Annotated in this window: 14 protein-coding genes; 9 read left to right on the top strand and 5 right to left on the bottom strand. The window is 66.3% G+C overall.

Annotation, left to right across the window (positions count from 1 at the left end):
• Nucleotides 1-149 precede the first annotated feature (149 nt).
• Entirely contained in the window at nucleotides 150-884 is a 735-nt protein-coding gene (gene istB, locus EBN1_RS05395) for an IS21-like element ISAzo4 family helper ATPase IstB (protein ID WP_011236010.1), read from the bottom strand.
• Nucleotides 885-906: 22 nt separating this feature from the next.
• Nucleotides 907-2,466 carry an IS21-like element ISAzo4 family transposase gene (gene istA, locus EBN1_RS05390; protein WP_011236905.1) on the bottom strand — a complete coding sequence of 520 codons (1,560 nt, stop codon included), beginning with the start codon at nucleotides 2,464-2,466 and terminating at the stop codon, nucleotides 907-909.
• Between the two features lie 626 nt (nucleotides 2,467-3,092).
• On the opposite strand from istA, the gene bbsA reads away from it, so the two are divergent.
• From bbsA to EBN1_RS05345, 9 genes are all read left to right on the top strand, one after another.
• On the top strand, nucleotides 3,093-3,539 hold the full coding sequence (gene bbsA / locus EBN1_RS05385) for a benzoylsuccinyl-CoA thiolase subunit BbsA (RefSeq protein WP_011236903.1): 447 nt from the start codon (nucleotides 3,093-3,095) through the stop codon (nucleotides 3,537-3,539).
• Between the two features lie 6 nt (nucleotides 3,540-3,545).
• A complete protein-coding gene (gene bbsB / locus EBN1_RS05380; RefSeq protein ID WP_011236902.1) occupies nucleotides 3,546-4,715 on the top strand; it encodes a benzoylsuccinyl-CoA thiolase subunit BbsB in 1,170 nt (389 codons plus the stop codon).
• A 16-nt stretch (nucleotides 4,716-4,731) separates the two neighbouring features.
• Nucleotides 4,732-5,484, top strand: a complete 753-nt coding sequence (locus tag EBN1_RS05375) for an SDR family NAD(P)-dependent oxidoreductase (protein ID WP_011236901.1) — start codon at nucleotides 4,732-4,734, stop codon at nucleotides 5,482-5,484.
• A 14-nt stretch (nucleotides 5,485-5,498) separates the two neighbouring features.
• Entirely contained in the window at nucleotides 5,499-6,245 is a 747-nt protein-coding gene (locus EBN1_RS05370; RefSeq protein WP_011236900.1) for an SDR family NAD(P)-dependent oxidoreductase, read from the top strand.
• Nucleotides 6,246-6,286: 41 nt separating this feature from the next.
• Nucleotides 6,287-7,519, top strand: coding sequence for a CaiB/BaiF CoA transferase family protein (locus EBN1_RS05365; RefSeq protein WP_011236899.1), 1,233 nt, complete (start codon nucleotides 6,287-6,289; stop codon nucleotides 7,517-7,519).
• Nucleotides 7,503-8,732: a CaiB/BaiF CoA transferase family protein gene (locus EBN1_RS05360; protein ID WP_011236898.1), complete on the top strand. Its 1,230-nt coding sequence runs from the start codon at nucleotides 7,503-7,505 to the stop codon at nucleotides 8,730-8,732. The genes EBN1_RS05365 and EBN1_RS05360 overlap by 17 nt, the downstream gene beginning before the upstream one ends.
• A gap of 80 nt (nucleotides 8,733-8,812) precedes the next feature.
• Nucleotides 8,813-9,097 (top strand): hypothetical protein, encoded by a 285-nt coding sequence (locus EBN1_RS05355; RefSeq protein WP_011236897.1) that lies wholly within the window; start codon nucleotides 8,813-8,815, stop codon nucleotides 9,095-9,097.
• Between the two features lie 51 nt (nucleotides 9,098-9,148).
• Nucleotides 9,149-10,369, top strand: a complete 1,221-nt coding sequence (locus tag EBN1_RS05350) for an acyl-CoA dehydrogenase family protein (RefSeq protein WP_011236896.1) — start codon at nucleotides 9,149-9,151, stop codon at nucleotides 10,367-10,369.
• Nucleotides 10,370-10,404: 35 nt separating this feature from the next.
• Nucleotides 10,405-11,175, top strand: a complete 771-nt coding sequence (locus tag EBN1_RS05345) for an enoyl-CoA hydratase/isomerase family protein (RefSeq protein WP_011236895.1) — start codon at nucleotides 10,405-10,407, stop codon at nucleotides 11,173-11,175.
• A 176-nt stretch (nucleotides 11,176-11,351) separates the two neighbouring features.
• On the opposite strand, the gene EBN1_RS05340 is transcribed toward EBN1_RS05345, so the two are convergent.
• The 3 genes from EBN1_RS05340 to EBN1_RS05330 form a co-directional block, all read right to left on the bottom strand.
• A complete protein-coding gene (locus EBN1_RS05340) occupies nucleotides 11,352-12,716 on the bottom strand; it encodes a Fic family protein (protein ID WP_011236894.1) in 1,365 nt (454 codons plus the stop codon).
• Nucleotides 12,717-12,884: 168 nt separating this feature from the next.
• A complete protein-coding gene (locus EBN1_RS05335; protein ID WP_011236893.1) occupies nucleotides 12,885-14,447 on the bottom strand; it encodes an amidohydrolase in 1,563 nt (520 codons plus the stop codon).
• Nucleotides 14,444-15,391 (bottom strand): SDR family oxidoreductase, encoded by a 948-nt coding sequence (locus EBN1_RS05330; protein ID WP_011236892.1) that lies wholly within the window; start codon nucleotides 15,389-15,391, stop codon nucleotides 14,444-14,446. Before EBN1_RS05330 ends, EBN1_RS05335 begins: the two co-directional genes overlap by 4 nt.
• Nucleotides 15,392-15,412 lie beyond the last annotated feature (21 nt).

The raw sequence follows: 15,412 nt of genomic DNA, 5'->3' as shown, positions 1-15,412 counted from the left end.
CGCGAAGCGTGGTGTTCAGATTCTAACCGTGTCGGTCACGATCACGGTCAATTCGGGGCACGGCGCAGGCTTATCCACAGGCGGCCGCCAGCGCGCCTCATACGCTGGCGGGCGGGCGCCTGTGGGTAAGGCGTCTCGCGCGCACGGCCTCATGCCTTTTCCTTTCTTCTCATCGACTCGCCCTTGAGGGCGAGCTTGTGCGCGGCGTGCACGACGCGATCGAGGATCGCATCGGCGAAGGTCGGGTCGCCCAGGTAGGTGTGCCAGTGCTCGATCGGCAGCTGGCTGGTGATCACGGTCGAACGCGTGCCGACGCGGTCGTCGAGCAGCTCCAGCAGGTCGCTTCGCTCCTGCGCCGACGGCGCGGCCAGGCCCCAATCGTCGATGACGATGAGATCCATGCGCGCGAGCTGCATCAGGCGTCGGCTGAAGCTGCCATCGGCATGCGCGATGCGCAGCTCTTCGAAGAGCCGCGGCAGACGCACGTAGTAGGCCGCGAGGCCCTGCCGGCACGCCGCGTTGGCGAGCGCGCAGGCGAGCCACGTCTTGCCGCTGCCGGTGGGGCCCGTGATGAGGCAGTTCTGGTGGTGGCGAATCCACTGGCCGGTTCCGAGCGCGGCGATCTGACTGCGCTCGAGGCCCCGGCCGGCGCGGTAGTCGACGTCCTCCAGGCAGGCGGCAGCGGCTTTGATGCGGGCGGCCTTGAGCAGCCGATCGATGCGTTTGCCGTCGCGCAGCAGGATCTCGCGATCGATGAGCTGGGCGAAACGCTCCTCGAAGCTGAGCGCGGTGATGGCGGGCTGGGTGAGCTGCTCCTCGAAGGCGCGGGCCATGCCTTCCAGGCGCAGGGTGCGCAGTTGTTGCAGGCTGTGTTGCATCAGCATCGATGTTCTCCGGTGGGTGGAATCAGTGGTAGTAGCGCGCACCGCGCAGGTTCTCGTGAGCGGCCGGTAGCGCGAGCTCGCTTTGCTGCGCAGTGGATGCGGGGAGCGGCGCGCGGTCGAGCCCGCTCTTGAGGATCGAGGCGACGTTGCGGTAACGCATCGCCCCGAGGGTGACGGCGCGGGTCGCCGCGGCTTCGAGGCGTTCGTTGCCGTATTGACGACCGAGGCGCATCAGCCCGAGGCACGCCCGGTAGCCCTGCTCGGGGTGCGGCATGCGTTCGAGTTGGTGGCTGACCACCTGCTCGGTGTGAGGCCCGACCGTGGCGCCCCAGGCGATGAGTTTGCCCGGGGACCACTGACGGTGCGCCTGATGCGATGCGGGCATGTGCTCGGTGAGCGTGGTGAAAGCCCCGTGCCGGTGGCTTCTCGCATGCACCGCAACGCGACGGCCTGCGGCAAAGCATTCGATGCTGCTCGCGGTGATGCGTAACTCCACCGGTTGGCCGGCGAGCGCATACGGCACGCTGTAGTAATGCCCGTCGAACTCGACGTGGTAGTCGATGTTGGGCTTGGCCCGTTTCCATTGGGCGAACTGGAACGCGGTGGCGGGCAACGGGCGCAGCGCCGGCCGATCGAGCGTCTCGAACGCTTCGTGGCGCGAGCCTGGCAGGCGCCGGAAGGCACGCGTGTTCAGCGGCTCGAGTAACGCGGCGATCGCCTCGTTCAACTCCCCCAGCGAGAAAAAGCGCCGGTGACGCAGCCGCGCCAGAATCCAGCGCTGCACGATCTGTACGCCGACTTCGACCTTGGACTTGTCCTGCGGCTTGTAGGGGCGCGCGGGCAGGATCGCCACGCCGTAGTGCGCGGCGAACTCGGCGGTGGTGCGCTGCAGTTGCGGCTCGTAGCGGTCGGCTTGGCCAACGAGCGAGCGCGTATTGTCGGGCACGACGAGCTCGGGCACGCCACCGATGAAGGTCAGCGCCTTCGCCAACGACCCCAGCCAATCCGCCTGCGACTGCGTCGCCGTGGCACAGGCGAAGGTGTAGCTCGAGGCCCCGAGGACCGCGACGAAGATCTGCGCGCGGGAAATCTCGCCGGTGCCGGCGTCAACAATCGGCACCGTGTCGCCGGCGTAGTCGATGAAGAGCTTCTCGCCGGCGCGGTGCACCTGGCGCATTGAGCGCTTCAGGTGCCGGGCGAACGCGCGGTACAGGTCGCAAAAGCGCGAGTACTGATAGCTCGGCCCGTCGGCCGTCTGCACGTACTCTTCCCACAGCAGCGCCAGCGTAACGTTCTTTCGCTTGAGCCCCTGATGCACCGCCGCCAGATCCGGCGGCACATTCGCGACGCTCGCGCCACGTCCACGCCGGGCGACCCCCAGCACCCGGCGCAACTCTGCCTCGTCGGCCGCCGACAACTCGGCCCACGGCCGGCCGCACTCCTCGGCCGCCTTCACATACTTGGCGACCACGCCTTTGGAAATCGACAGCGCGCGGGCAATGCGCTCATGCGACAGCGCGCAGTCGTATTTGAGCCGTAACAGCTCCCTGATCTTGTGCATGGCAATCCGCTCCGCCGGCATCCTCGGTCTCCGCGCAAAGCGCGCGAGGGTAGCCGGCCTGACAAACGACGTTGCCACGCTTGGCCTCACAAACCCGTTCCGATTTGATCGTGACCATTGATTCCGACATCGTGACCGCCCATTCCGACAACTCGCCGAAATCGGTCACGATCAAATCGGAATCCGCGGTCACGACCGCGGATTCACCGGTCACACTATTTCGGAGTCAGCGGTCACGTTGGGTCGGAATCCGCACACAGCCACAACAGCGTGCCGGATTCAGGCCACGGGGTTTCGTCCACATGCAGCTGCGCCGCCTGCTGGATCTCCGCCACCAGCGTTTCCTCCAGCGGCGCGCTGGCGCGGCCCGCTTCACGGATCGTCTGGTTGATCAGGCGGTACTCACGCTCAGCGCGAACAGGGCCATCAGTAGTTCGCGAATGCGCGCCCGCGACAGCCGCATGCGCAGCGCCAGCAGCACGATCACCCCGGCCAGACGCGGGCCGATCAGGCGCCACTCGCTCCGCGGCCTTGCCCGTCGGGGGTTGCCCCCTAGCGTTTAGGTGTTCGCACCAATTGTTGCCGTGTAGGCCGGCGCGTTCTAATGAACTCACGTCGAACAAGGAAACGATTGCTGCGGAGGCGTCATGTCAGATCAAAAGCCGAACAAGAAACCGGAAAAGAAGCCCGATATCACGTTCTTTCATCCGGATTTGCTCGAGGCGCCTGCCGATGGCGGCGCGCCCTATCTCAAGGGATACCGCTGCAAGAAATGCGGACAGCTGGATTTCCCGAAACTGAGCCCGTGCCCGAGCTGCTGGGGCGAGGAATTCGATGTGGTGTCGCTGAGCCGGCAGGGGAAACTCTACAGCTTCAGCGACAATTTCATCGGCCAAGCGGGAATGAAAACGCCATATTCGTTCGGCTATATCGACCTGCCGGAGGATCTGCGGATCTTCGCGCAGCTGGAAGGCGAGCCGGGCAGCTTCTGCTGCGACGACGACGTCGAGCTGACCGTCGGTCCCGTGCGCGACAACCGCGACGGCGTGCCGCTGATCAGCTACAAGTTCCGCAAGCTAAATTCCGGTGAGTGACGACAAATGAAACTGCAGCGCAAAGTCTATATCGCCGGCGTCGGCGAGACGAAATTCGGGCGACATGAAGTCGATTTCGACGTGCTCGGGCGGGCCGCCGCACTCGAGGCGTTGAGGGCGTCGAACATCGACCGCCCGACGATGGTGCAGAGCGCCTACATCGGCAACGGCACCAACGGCATGGTCACCGGGCAGACGGTGCTCAAGGACCTCGGCATGTGCGGCCATCTGCCGATCATCAACGTCGAGAGCGCCTGCTCGGCGGGCGGCATGGCGATCCACCTGGCGGTGCGCGATGTCGCGATGGGGCTCGCCGACGTCGCGATCGGCATCGGCTGCGAGAACCACACGCTGCACATGGCGCAGGGCACGGCGTTCGCGACCGCGATGTCGGACATCGAGACGGTGCATGGCGCGGTAATGACCGGCAAGTACGCGATGCGCGCGCAGCGCTACATGTACGAAACGGGCGCCACGGCCGAGGACCTGGCGATGATCACGGTGAAGAACCGCCGCCACGCGACCAACAACCCGTATGCGTGGTTCAAGGGCGAGATTTCGGTCGAGGAGGTCGTCAAGTCGCGCGTCGTTGCCTCGCCGCTGACGCTGCAGCAGTGCTGCGGCATCGCCGACGGCGCCGGCGCGGTTGTCGTGTGCTCGGAACGGATGGTGAAGAAGCTCGGCATCGACAAGCCGATCCTCGTCGCCGGCTCGGTCGTGCGCTCCGGGCCGTACCACAACCGGCCGCGCGACATCACCGGCGACGACATCACCGAGGAGACGGCGGCGCAGCTCTACGAAGAGTCGGGCATCGGACCTCAGGACGTGAATATCGTCGAACTGCACGACGCCTTCACGATCGCCGAGCTGCTGTACTACGAGTGCCTCGGCCTGTGCCCGAAAGGCGAAGGGTTGAAGTTCCTGCGCGACGGCAACGCAACGCACGGCGGCAAATGCGTCGTCAGTCCGCGCGGAGGCATGCTGTCGTACGGACACCCGATCGGCGCCTCGGGCGCGGCGCAGATCGCCGCCAGCGTCAAGCAGATGCGCAACCAGTGCCCCGGCTACCAGGTCGATCCGGTGCCGCGCGTGGCGATGACGCACGTGACGGGCGGCGGCCTGTCGGGCACGGAACACGCGGCATGCACGATGCACATGCTGGTGAGCGACTGGTAACCGAGGGGGTGGGGTGATGGAATCGAAAGGCAAGGAAAGAGTGGCGTTGATCGTCAATGCCGACGATGCAGTGGGCGAGGCGGTCGCGTTGCGGCTCGCCCGCCCCGGCGTGCAACTCGCGCTCGTCGGCGCCGACGCGGGCAGGCTCGACAGGCTCGCGTCGCGACTGGTCGAGAAGGGGGTGACGGTGATCGCAATGGTAACGAATGCGGTCGAACCGGGAGAGATCCGGGACACGGTGGCGCGGGTGATGGCGCGCTACGGTCGGATCGACATCCTGGTCCATAACGAGGCCGCGCTCGCTGCGAAGCCGCTGCAGGAGATTGCGGACGCCGACGTCGGTGCTGCGCTCGACGCGGGGCTCGCTGCGCCGTTCCACTATCTGCGCGAAGTCGTGCCGGGGATGCGCAAGGGCGGCTTCGGTCGCGTCGTGTGCCTCAGCGACCTGCGCTATCTCGGGCTCGCCAACACCGCCAACGTCGCGGCCGCGCGCTCGGGCCTGTTCGGACTGACGCGGGCGCTGGCGCTCGAATCGGCGCGCGACGGCGTTACGGTGAGCACGGTCGTCATCGGCGATCTCGACAGCGACGCCACGCCCGCGGCCGAGCGGGAAAAGCTCGCCGGCAGCATTCCGGTAAAGCGGCTGGGTACGCCCGCCGACGTTGCCAACGCGGTCGGCTTTCTCGCGGCCGACAGCTCGAAGTACGTCACCGGGCAGACGCTCTTCGTCTGCGGCGGCAAGAGCGCGTACTTTTCGATGTCGATTTGACCACGGAGACGGCAATGGGAATTCAGAACAGGGTCGCGCTGGTCACCGGTTCGGCGAGCGGCATGGGAAAACAGACGGCGCTGCGCTTCGCCGAGCGCGGGGCGGCGGTCGTCATCAACGACATCGACGCGGAGAAGGTGCGCACGACGGTCGATGAGTTCAGCCGGCTTGGGCATCGCGTGCTCGGCACGGTCGCCGACATCAGCAACAAGGCGGCCGTCGATGGCATGGTGCAGCAGACGGTCGAGGCGTTCGGCCGCATCGACATCCTCGTCAATAACGCCGGCATGGAGCGGGCGGGCGCGCTGCGCAAGTTGAGCGAGGCCGACTGGGACATCACCGTCGACGTTAACCTGAAGGGCACGTTCCTCTGCACGCAGGCGGTGCATGGGCACATGGTCGAGAACAAGCACGGGCGCATCGTCAATATCGCGTCCCGCGCGTGGCTCGGCGGCGCCGGCCAGACGCCGTACTCATCCGCGAAGGCTGGTGTCGTCGGCATGACGCGGGCGCTCGCCATCGAGCTTGGGCGCTCGGGGATCACGGTCAATTGTGTCGCGCCGGGGCTGATCCACACGCCGATGTGGGAGGAGCTGCCGGAGAAGGACCGGAATTTCCTGCTGTCGCGGCAACCCACCGGCAAGCTCGGCGAGCCCGACGACATCGCCAACACGCTGCTCTTCCTCGCCGACGACGACACCGGCTTCGTTACCGGCCAGGTGCTGTACGTGTGCGGCGGGCGGAGCCTGTTCGCGGGCTGATGCGGTGATACTCGGCGGTCGGTCGGCAAGGGGAAGGTGACATGGGACAGGATTTCTCCCGCTTCAGGGTGCTGGACATGACTGGCGAGCTCGGGCCGTACGCGGCCAAGATGTTCGCCGGACTCGGTGCCGACGTGATTCACGTGGAGTCGCCCGCGGGCGATCCGCTGCGCCGCGTCGGGCCGTGGTTCGGTGATCGGCGCGACGCTCAGGCGAGCCTGCAGTACCTCTACTACAACGCGGGCAAGCGCGGCATCGCCGTCGATCTCGAGCACGAGGCGGGACGCACCGCGTTCCGCCGGCTGTGCGACGGCGCCGATCTGCTGATCGAGAGCTGCCGCCCGGGCTGGCTGGACGGGCTGGGTCTGTCCTACGAGGTCCTGAGCCGCGACAACGCCCGCCTCGTGCAGACGTCGATCACGCCGTTCGGGCGCACCGGCCCGCTGGCCCCGTATCCGGGCTCGGACCTCACCTGTTCGGCGCTGAGCGGCTTTCTCTACCTCGCCGGCGTCGATGGCGACAAGCCGGTGCGCGCGCCGGACAACCAGGCCTACCGGATGGCCGAGGCGTATGCGGCCGTAGGCAGCGCGATCGCGCTGTTCAGCGCGCAGCGCAGCGGTCGCGGCCAGGTGGTCGATGTGGCCTGTATCGAAGCCCAGGCGATGGCGCTCGAGAACGCCGCGCAGTTCTGGGACCTCGAGGGCAAGATCCGGCGCGGGCGCGGCCGTGAGGCAGGCAGCGCGACGCTGCACCCCTGTGCCGACGGGTTCATCGCGCTGGTGGCGATCATGGGCCGCAACAAGCCGATGTGGACGCCGTTCGTGCGCTGGATGGAGGCCGAAGGCGTCGAGGAGTGGCAAGTCCTCGACGACGACAAGTGGATCGACTACGCGTACCGGACTTCGGAGGAGGGTTACGCGACCTTCTGCCGCGTCTTCGAGCGCTACACGCGCACCCGCAGCAAGGCCTATCTGTACGAGATCGGGCAGCGTTTCAACGTCGCAGTGACACCGGTCAGCGACGGCCGCGATCTGCTCGCGAACCCGCAGCTCGCGCATCGGGGATTCTGGCAGACGCAGTTCAACGACACGCTCGGCGCTAACGTCACCTATCCGGGTGCGCCGTACGAATTCGGCGAGATGCAGTGGCGGCTCGGGCGCAATGCGCCGCGGCTCGGCGAGCACACGCGGGAAGTCCTCGCCGGATGCGGCTATTCGGCGTCGGAAATCGACAATCTGGTGCGGGAGGGGGCGGTGTATGCCGAACAGCGTTGAGCGTGCCCTGGAGGGCATCGTCGTGTGCGATTTCTCGTGGGTCGGCGCCGGGCCGATCGCGACGAGCGTGCTGGCGCAGTGCGGCGCGGACGTGATCAGGATCGAGAGCGTCAAGCGCCCGGACACGCTGCGCCGCGGCGAGCCGTTCAAGGACGGTATCGGCACGGGCCTCGACCGCAGCGGCTACTTCGCGGCGCGCAACGCGAACAAGCGCGACATCGCGCTCGACATGAACCATCCGAGTGCCCGCGAAGTCGCGGTGCGGCTGATCGCAAAGAGCGACATCGTCATCAACAACTTCCGCGTCGGCCAGATGGAGAAGTGGAAGCTCGGCTGGGACGAGGTGCAGAAAATCAACCCGCGCGCGATCTACGTGACGATGAGCATGCAGGGCACCGACGGGCCGCACAGCCGCTACATGGGCTACGGGGTGAACCTCAATGCGTTGTGCGGCCTGACCGCGCGCGCGGGCTTTGCCGGCGCGCCGCCGTTCGGCACCGGCACGAACTACACCGACCACGTGATGGTGCCGACGCATACGCTGTTCGGGATCATGGCGGCACTGCTCGAGCGCGAGGTGACCGGGCGGGGCCAGACGGTCAGCCTGTCGCAGCTCGAGTCGGCGATCTCGATGACGCCGAGCGCGCCGATGGCTTTCGCCGCCAATGGCGAGGTGCTCGGACCGCAGGGTTACGGCGACGCGGAGGCCGCCCCGCACGGCGTCTATACGACGCTCGGGTACCGCAAGTGGATCGCGATCGCGGTGTTCGACGACGCGCAGTGGGCCGCGCTGCGCCGCGTGATGGGCAATCCGCCGTGGGCCGAGGACGACGGCTTCGCGAGCGCGGAAATGCGCCGGCGGAACGCGGCCGAGCTCGACGAGCGCATCGAGGCCTGGACCGCGACGCAGTACGGCGACTGGCTGATGGCCGAACTGCTGAAGGCCGGCGTGCCGGCGGGCGAAGTGCGCGACGCACGCGAGGCGATCGAGGACGAGCATCTGCGCCGGCGCGGCTTCTGGGCTTACCTCGACCACCCCGAAGTCGGCGTCACGCTCTACAACCGCGCGCCGATCGTGTTCTCGCGCACGCCGCTCGAGATGAAGACCGCGGCGCCGTCGATCGGGCAGCACACCCGCGAGGTGCTCGGCGGGATGCTCGGTTATTCGCATGACGAAATCGAGAATCTGGTCAGTCACGAAGTCCTGGTGTGAGGGACCCCGGCCAGTGTTGTGGGCGGGCGCCGATGAAGCCAGACGGGCGGCCGCGAGTCCAGCCAAAAGGAGGATGAATCATGCATGAGCAAGACCTGCGTCAAACCGGAGCTACCGCTTCCGTTCCAGTCGGCCTCTCGCAATACACCTGTCCCGAATGCGGCATGTCCGTGGGCGCCGGCGAATACCACCCGTATGCGGCCTGCCTGATGGTCGGCGGCTGTCACGACGGCGCGACGATCCGCGAGGCGCTGATGGCCGTTTTCGAAGATGGCATGCGGGTGGCCGCGGCGAAATGCCGCTGCGGGGGCGGCGAGGCGCTGGCGGACAAGATCGAGTCGTTGATGCGCTCGGACACCGATTGAAGGCCGGAATTGGTGCAGCGGGCCCGATAAACACAGGACAAGAGACGAAAAATGGATTTTTCCCTATCCGAAGAACAGACGATGCTCAAGGAGGTGGCCTTGCGGTTCACCACCAACGAGCTGATGCCGCTGGAAAAGGTCCTGCTGGAGCGGGAAATGCGGATGTGGACCGACGGGTACACGCTGCTGCCGGCCGCCGATCACGAGCGTCTGATGCATATCACCCGGGAGATGGGCTTCTGGGGCATCGAGGTCGACGAGAAGCTCGGCGGCCAGGGGCTCGGCATGTTCGCCAAGACCCTGGTCGTCGAGGAAATGTCGAAGTCGCTGGTCGGCTTCTCGCACCACGGCTTTACGCTGCCGCCCGATGCGCCCAACCTCTATTACCTCAACGAATGCGGCACCCCCGCGCAGCGCGAGAAATACGTGCGCCGCTACTGCCGGGGCGAAATCGACTCGGCGATGATGGCGACCGAGCCGGCCGCGGGCTCCGATATCAGCGGACTCGCGACGACGGCGGTGCGCGAAAACGGCAAGTGGGTGATCAACGGGTCGAAGATCTTCATCAGCAAGTGCGACAAGGACGAGCTGTTCTTCATCTGCATCGCCGTGACCGACAAGGCGGCGGCAACCAAGCGGCGCTTCACCGCGTTCATCCTCGACAAGGACACGCCGGGGGTGCGCATCGGCGCCGAGATCCCGGTGATCGGCGCGATGCCGAGCTGGACGGTGTACCTCGACAACGTCCGCGTCGGCGACGAAGCGGTGCTGGGCGAGGTCGGCGACGCGTTCATCCCGCTGCAGAACCGCTTCGGCGTGCGGCGGATCGAACTCGCGGCGCATTGCACCGGCATGGCCGAGCGGCTGATCCAGATGATGATCGACCAGGCGAACCTGCGGCGCACCTTCGGTGAGCCGCTCGCCGACCGACAGACGGTGCAGAACTGGATCGCCGATTCGACGATCGAGCTCGAACAGGTCCGCCTGCAGCTCTATTACACCGCGTGGAAGTCGGACCAGGGGCACAAGGATCTGCGCATCGAAGCGTCGTCGCTGAAGGTCGCGGCGACCGAAATGCTCACGCGCGTCGCCGACCGCGCGATCCAGCTGCACGGCGGGCTGGGCCTGTCGCGCGAGCTGGGCGTCGAATACGTCGCGCGCATGGTCCGGATCTGGCGGATCGTCGAGGGCGCCTCCGAAATCCACCGCCTGTCGATCGCGAAGAAGCTGCTGACCGACGGCAGGCCCTACAGTCCGTTCGTCGTCGCCTGAACGGGCGCCGGACACGAAGAGCAGAGGAGAATCGCATGCCGGTAATGCTGGAAATATCGAACCACGTCGCGTACGTGACCCTGAATCGTCCCGAAGCGATGAACTCGCTGGATCCGGAATCGACCGCCGATCTGACCGAAATCTGGGCCCGCGTGCGCACCGATCCCGACATCCGCGTCGCCGTGCTGACCGGCGCGGGCGAGAAGGCGTTCTGCACCGGGACGGACATGAAGAAGGCGCCGCCGCCGACCGAGTGCATGGCCGCGACCTATCTTCGCGACGGCCAGCCGATCCTGCCGCACATGAAGATGTGGAAGCCGATCATCGCCGCGATCAACGGCTACGCGGTGGGCGGCGGGCTAGAGATGGCGCTCGCATGCGACCTGCGGATCGCGTCGTCCAACGCGAAGTTCGGGCTGACCGAAGTCAAGGTCGCGAGCCTCGCCGGCCTCAACGGCACGCAGGTGCTGCCGCGCGCGATGCCGCAGGCGGTGGCGATGAAGATGCTGCTGACCGGGGAGATGATCTCGGCCGACGAGGCACTGCGCTACGGCCTGGTCAGCGACGTCGTCGAACCCTCCGGCCTCGCGGATCTGGCGAAATCGTACGCCGAGAAGATCGCCAGCGCGGCGCCGTTGAGCGTGCAGGCGGCCAAGCAGGCCGCGGTGCTCGGCCAGGACATGCCGCTCGAGCACGGGATTCTCTTTTCGCACCTGCTGTGGGGCGTGCTGCGCGATACCGAGGACCGCAAGGAAGGTTTCAAGGCTTTTGGCGAGCGCCGCGCGCCGGAATTCCGCGGCGCCTGATGACCAGCCGGCGAGTCGCTGCCGGCCGCAAGCAATCCGCGCGGTGCGGCGCCGGACGGCACACGATCGTTCTATTGTCCGTCCATACCCAAGTGCTCAAGAAAACGCCGGGCCGCCCCAAGTTTTCTTGTCCCCCTCGGGGGGGCGGAAACGGCAAAGCCGTTTCCTGGGGGCGCTCAGATCGGCTTGCCGCGTTCGATCCAGGCCTGCACCTCCCCGATGGTCAACCGGTACCGCGCGCAGTTGTGCGCGGTTAGTGTTTTGAGTTCCGCTTCCAGCGCCTCGACGAACGGCCCGATGTCCTCGGGGAGTAGCCCCAGGGCCGCGACCGCCTGCTGCAGGGGCAGGCCGTTTTTCACAACGCGCTGCACGGCTTCGCTCAAGTGTTCGCGGTGGCGAACCCTGAAGGGATCGGGCGATCCCATCGCTTCCAGGATCACTTTGTATTTGCGGATGGACCGCCGGTACGTCCACGTGAAGAGTTCAGCTGCCAGCGTGACGTCAATCAGTTCGTAGATGCCCAGCATCGCTTTCGCATAGTCCTGCTGATCGACATCGAGAAAGGCAAGCGGCGCGCAGTTATAGAGCATCAGCGGGATATTCGCCGCGAGCCTGCTGGTGCGTTTGTTGCCGTCTTCAAAGGGCTGCAGGTAAGCGAGGTTCACCCACAGAAAGAACGCGGCCTCCGCCGGACTCTTGATGAGCTGGGCCTTGGCAACGATCCGGGAGAGCATCTCGTCAAGAAGCTGGGGCACCTGTGAGGGGACATAAGTGGTGTCCGAGATATTGACCACTTTGGTCCGGATCGCGCCCAGCCCTGCGGCATCGGCCAGCAGGTCCTGCATCAGCAGCGCGTGCAGGTTGCGGATGACGATATCGCTGAGACCGTAGGTCGGCACCGCGTCGACCAGAAATTCGATGGCGCGCTTGTGGTTGAGCAGCATCACGCCTTCCGAATCCGTCGGTGGGTCACCGCTCTTGAACAACGCTTCCGTCGCCAGCAGGCTATAGGTATTGCCCTCCAGCCGGGACGACGACCAGGACAGATCGATCAGGAGCTGTTCGAGGACCTTCCGGGCATAGGTCCCCGCCGGTTGCTGCCCCTGCATCCGGCCTTCCTGTGCCAAGCCGTCCGCGAGTTCGCGGGGCAGCAAGGCGGATTCGTTCGGAGCGTAATCATCGAGAAACCGGCGCTGGTAGGTCACGGGCGTTCGTGCCCCAAGCGGGCGGTTGAGAACTTCCAGCAATGACCGCGCTCTGTCGGACCAAGGGGGCGATACGGTCGCGGTTACGAAGTCCGTGACGCGGAGCGTTTCTCTTACGTCGGTTTCGACCGGTGCCAGGAAATACCGGGTGGCCCGCGCTTTCCCGGTCCGGACAAGGGCATGGGCCTGAACGAGTTTGTCCAGAAGCCTCCCGACCGTGGCGTAGCTGGCGCCGACTCGTGCATGAATTTCGGACGACGAGGCACCCTGAGCGCCTTCCGCTTCAAGCGCCTTGACCGCTTCAAGAATGGCGTCCGGCTGTAGTTTCTGCGTCATTGAGAAGATCTCCTTTATCTCCTCAAAAAAATGAGGGAATAAATATAATCTACTCATTTATGAGCAGAAAGGGGAGGAAATTGAGGAGATTCACCTACTCGATGGGGTCCGGGAAGAGCTAACATCTCCCCCGGTCGCAATCCGATCCGAAACGATTCCGCTTCGGCGCTATTGCGCCCAAGCGATCTTGCCGTCAATCAGCGTCATGACGACCTGCGCGCGCTCGAGGTCGTCGGCGGTCGCCCATTCCCCGGCACCGGCGATGACTACCAGATCGGCGCGCTTGCCGGCCTGGATCGTGCCTTTCGCGTCGTCCTCTCCGGCTGCATAGGCACCGCCGCAGGTGTAAAGGTGCAGGGCCTCGGCCACGGAAATGGCTTCCTCCGCCGCGACGCGACCGCCTGCGTCGTCCCGGCGGGTGACTGCGGTTTGCAGCCCGTTGAGCGGGGCGCAGGAAACCAGCGGCGCGTCGGAGCCGAACGCCAGCGGAATGCCGTGACGAAGAAACGAACGGAACGGAAAAAGCTGGTGCTGCTGATCGGCCGGCACGCTCTCACGGTAGGCAGGGCCGGCCAGTTGAAGCAGCGCGGGCTGCGCGACGACCACTGCGCCGCTGGACGCCAGGCGGTCCATCCATTCGGGCGGGCATACCGGACAGTGCTCGAAACGCGGACGGCAACACGACTGGAAACAGCTTTCGCGCAAGAACGCGAGGGTGTTCAGCGAGCGCTGCAGCAGGCCGAGGTCCGGGACGTGAAACGCCAGCTGGAAGCCGGCCAGGTGCGCGGCGAGCGCGGTGTCGTCGAGCAGCTCTTGCGGCGGGTCTGGATTATCGGTGCTCTCGTCGAGCGCGATCTTCGCCGCGCCGATGCGCAGTGCGTCGGGCTCGCAGTCGGCGTGGGGGCTTCCCGAACGCAGTCCCTGTTCCGCAAAGGCGGCCACGGCATCGGCGCCGACGCATAGCGACACGCGCGGGGCGAGCAGGCCGCGCCGTTTGTAGTCGGCCATCGCCTGCCAGTGCGCCGGCGTGTTCGACCAGCTCGTGTCCTGCAGCGAGGTGATGCCGGATTCGAGGAAGATGCGGTTCGCCGCGCGCAGGCCGGCATCGATCTCGTCGCGTGCGAGCGGCGGGATCGCCGCGGCGATCTGCGCGTGGTTGCCGGAGACGATGCCGTTGATCCGGCCGCTCGCCGGATCCCGGTGGATCAGTCCGGCATCCGATGTCTGCGCCGACTCTTCGATGCCGCATAAGGCAAGCGCCTGGCTGTTGAGGATGCAATGCTGCCCCGCGCGCTCGACGAGGATCGCCGGATGCGCGGGCGAGGCGCGGTCCAGCTCCCAGCGGTTCGGCGGGCGCTGTTCGGCGAGCGTCGCCGGATCGTAATTCGCGGCTCGCAGCCAGTTGCCGGGCCGCATATCGGCAGCACGGGCGCGAAGCACGTCGATGAGCTCGGGGATGCTGCCGACGCGTGCCGGCGAGCAATCGACGTAGCGCGTCGTCATCGCGAATGCGACCGGATGGCAATGGGCATCGTTGAAGCCCGCGACCACCGTCGCGCCCTGGCAGTCGACGAAGCGTGTGTGCGGTCCCGCCAGCGCCGCGCGCGCGCTGCGGTCACCGACGTGAAGGATGCGGCCGTCCCTGATCGCGATCAGCTCGGCGCGGCGCGCGTTCTGTGCGCGCTCCGGCGTGAAGGCGACGAGATTGCACAGGATCAGGTCGGCGTTCATCGCGCCTCGCCGGCGAGGGCCTCTTGCCGGCGTTTCGTCATCAGGTAGTACTTCAGCGCTTCGCGCAGGCCGGCGCGAAATGGCGTGTGCTCGAAGCCGAACAGGCGGTCGATCTTCGCGCCGCTGTAGAGAAGGTGCTCGTCGAGCGGGAAGGGGAGCGGAATGTTGCGACGGGCGATCTCCTCGACCGGCAGGGGCAGCGTTTCGATGGTCTTGCCGACGATCTCGCCGAGCGCTTCGACGATGCGCGCGTGAGTCACCGCTTCGCCCGAGGCGAGATTGAAGGTTTCGCCAAAGACGCGCGGATCGCCGATGCACCGCCACAAGAGGTGCGCCATGTCGACGACCCATATGAAGTTGAACGACGAGCGGGCGGGCTCGGGGATCACGACGGGCTCGCGATTGCGCAGTCGGTCGAAGAAATACGTCTCGCGCGGCGCGTAGTTGTAATAGCCGTAGATGATGGCCGGTCGCAGCACCGTGAGCGCGATCCCCAGCCGCTCGCATTCGCGCCGCGCGGCGCGCTCGGCGAGGCACTTGTCGTAGCCGTAATCGGCGTAGTCGCCCAGTTCCGGCTGCGGGCCGTCGAGCAGGGGGGCGTTCTCGTCGACCGGCCGGCCAGCGGACTGTTGGTACACGGTCGTGGTGCTGATCAGCAGGTACTGGCGGACCGTGCCACGCAGATTGCGCAGCAGGGTTTCGACGTGAGCCGGGGTGTAGGCGCAGAAATCGACGACGGCGTCCCATGCCCCGTCCGGAATGCCCTCGCGCACCCGGTCGGGGTGCTCCCGGTTGCCGACGTGCTCGGTCACGCGCTCCATGCGCAAGGGCAGGTTGCCGCGGTTGAAGACATGCAGTTCGGCGTCCGCCATCTTCAGCGCTTCCTCGACGAAGACTCGGCCGGAGAAATAGCTGCCGCCAATGATCAGTATCCGTTTCGCCATGAGGATCTCTCCCGTTGCTGC

Source organism: Aromatoleum aromaticum EbN1 (genome assembly GCF_000025965.1).
In the GTDB taxonomy this organism is placed as follows: domain Bacteria; phylum Pseudomonadota; class Gammaproteobacteria; order Burkholderiales; family Rhodocyclaceae; genus Aromatoleum; species Aromatoleum aromaticum.
This window is presented reverse-complemented; position numbering and strand designations above follow the sequence as displayed.

Excerpts from the sequence above, each read along its gene's own strand:
- istB (WP_011236010.1), bottom strand. The coding sequence starts at position 884 with ATGCTGATGCAACACAGCCTGCAACAACTGCGCACCCTGCGCCTGGAA.
- istA (WP_011236905.1), bottom strand. The coding sequence starts at position 2,466 with ATGCCGGCGGAGCGGATTGCCATGCACAAGATCAGGGAGCTGTTACGG.
- bbsA (WP_011236903.1), top strand. The coding sequence starts at position 3,093 with ATGTCAGATCAAAAGCCGAACAAGAAACCGGAAAAGAAGCCCGATATC.
- bbsB (WP_011236902.1), top strand. The coding sequence starts at position 3,546 with ATGAAACTGCAGCGCAAAGTCTATATCGCCGGCGTCGGCGAGACGAAA.
- EBN1_RS05375 (WP_011236901.1), top strand. The coding sequence starts at position 4,732 with ATGGAATCGAAAGGCAAGGAAAGAGTGGCGTTGATCGTCAATGCCGAC.
- EBN1_RS05370 (WP_011236900.1), top strand. The coding sequence starts at position 5,499 with ATGGGAATTCAGAACAGGGTCGCGCTGGTCACCGGTTCGGCGAGCGGC.
- EBN1_RS05365 (WP_011236899.1), top strand. The coding sequence starts at position 6,287 with ATGGGACAGGATTTCTCCCGCTTCAGGGTGCTGGACATGACTGGCGAG.
- EBN1_RS05360 (WP_011236898.1), top strand. The coding sequence starts at position 7,503 with ATGCCGAACAGCGTTGAGCGTGCCCTGGAGGGCATCGTCGTGTGCGAT.
- EBN1_RS05355 (WP_011236897.1), top strand. The coding sequence starts at position 8,813 with ATGCATGAGCAAGACCTGCGTCAAACCGGAGCTACCGCTTCCGTTCCA.
- EBN1_RS05350 (WP_011236896.1), top strand. The coding sequence starts at position 9,149 with ATGGATTTTTCCCTATCCGAAGAACAGACGATGCTCAAGGAGGTGGCC.
- EBN1_RS05345 (WP_011236895.1), top strand. The coding sequence starts at position 10,405 with ATGCCGGTAATGCTGGAAATATCGAACCACGTCGCGTACGTGACCCTG.
- EBN1_RS05340 (WP_011236894.1), bottom strand. The coding sequence starts at position 12,716 with ATGACGCAGAAACTACAGCCGGACGCCATTCTTGAAGCGGTCAAGGCG.
- EBN1_RS05335 (WP_011236893.1), bottom strand. The coding sequence starts at position 14,447 with ATGAACGCCGACCTGATCCTGTGCAATCTCGTCGCCTTCACGCCGGAG.
- EBN1_RS05330 (WP_011236892.1), bottom strand. The coding sequence starts at position 15,391 with ATGGCGAAACGGATACTGATCATTGGCGGCAGCTATTTCTCCGGCCGA.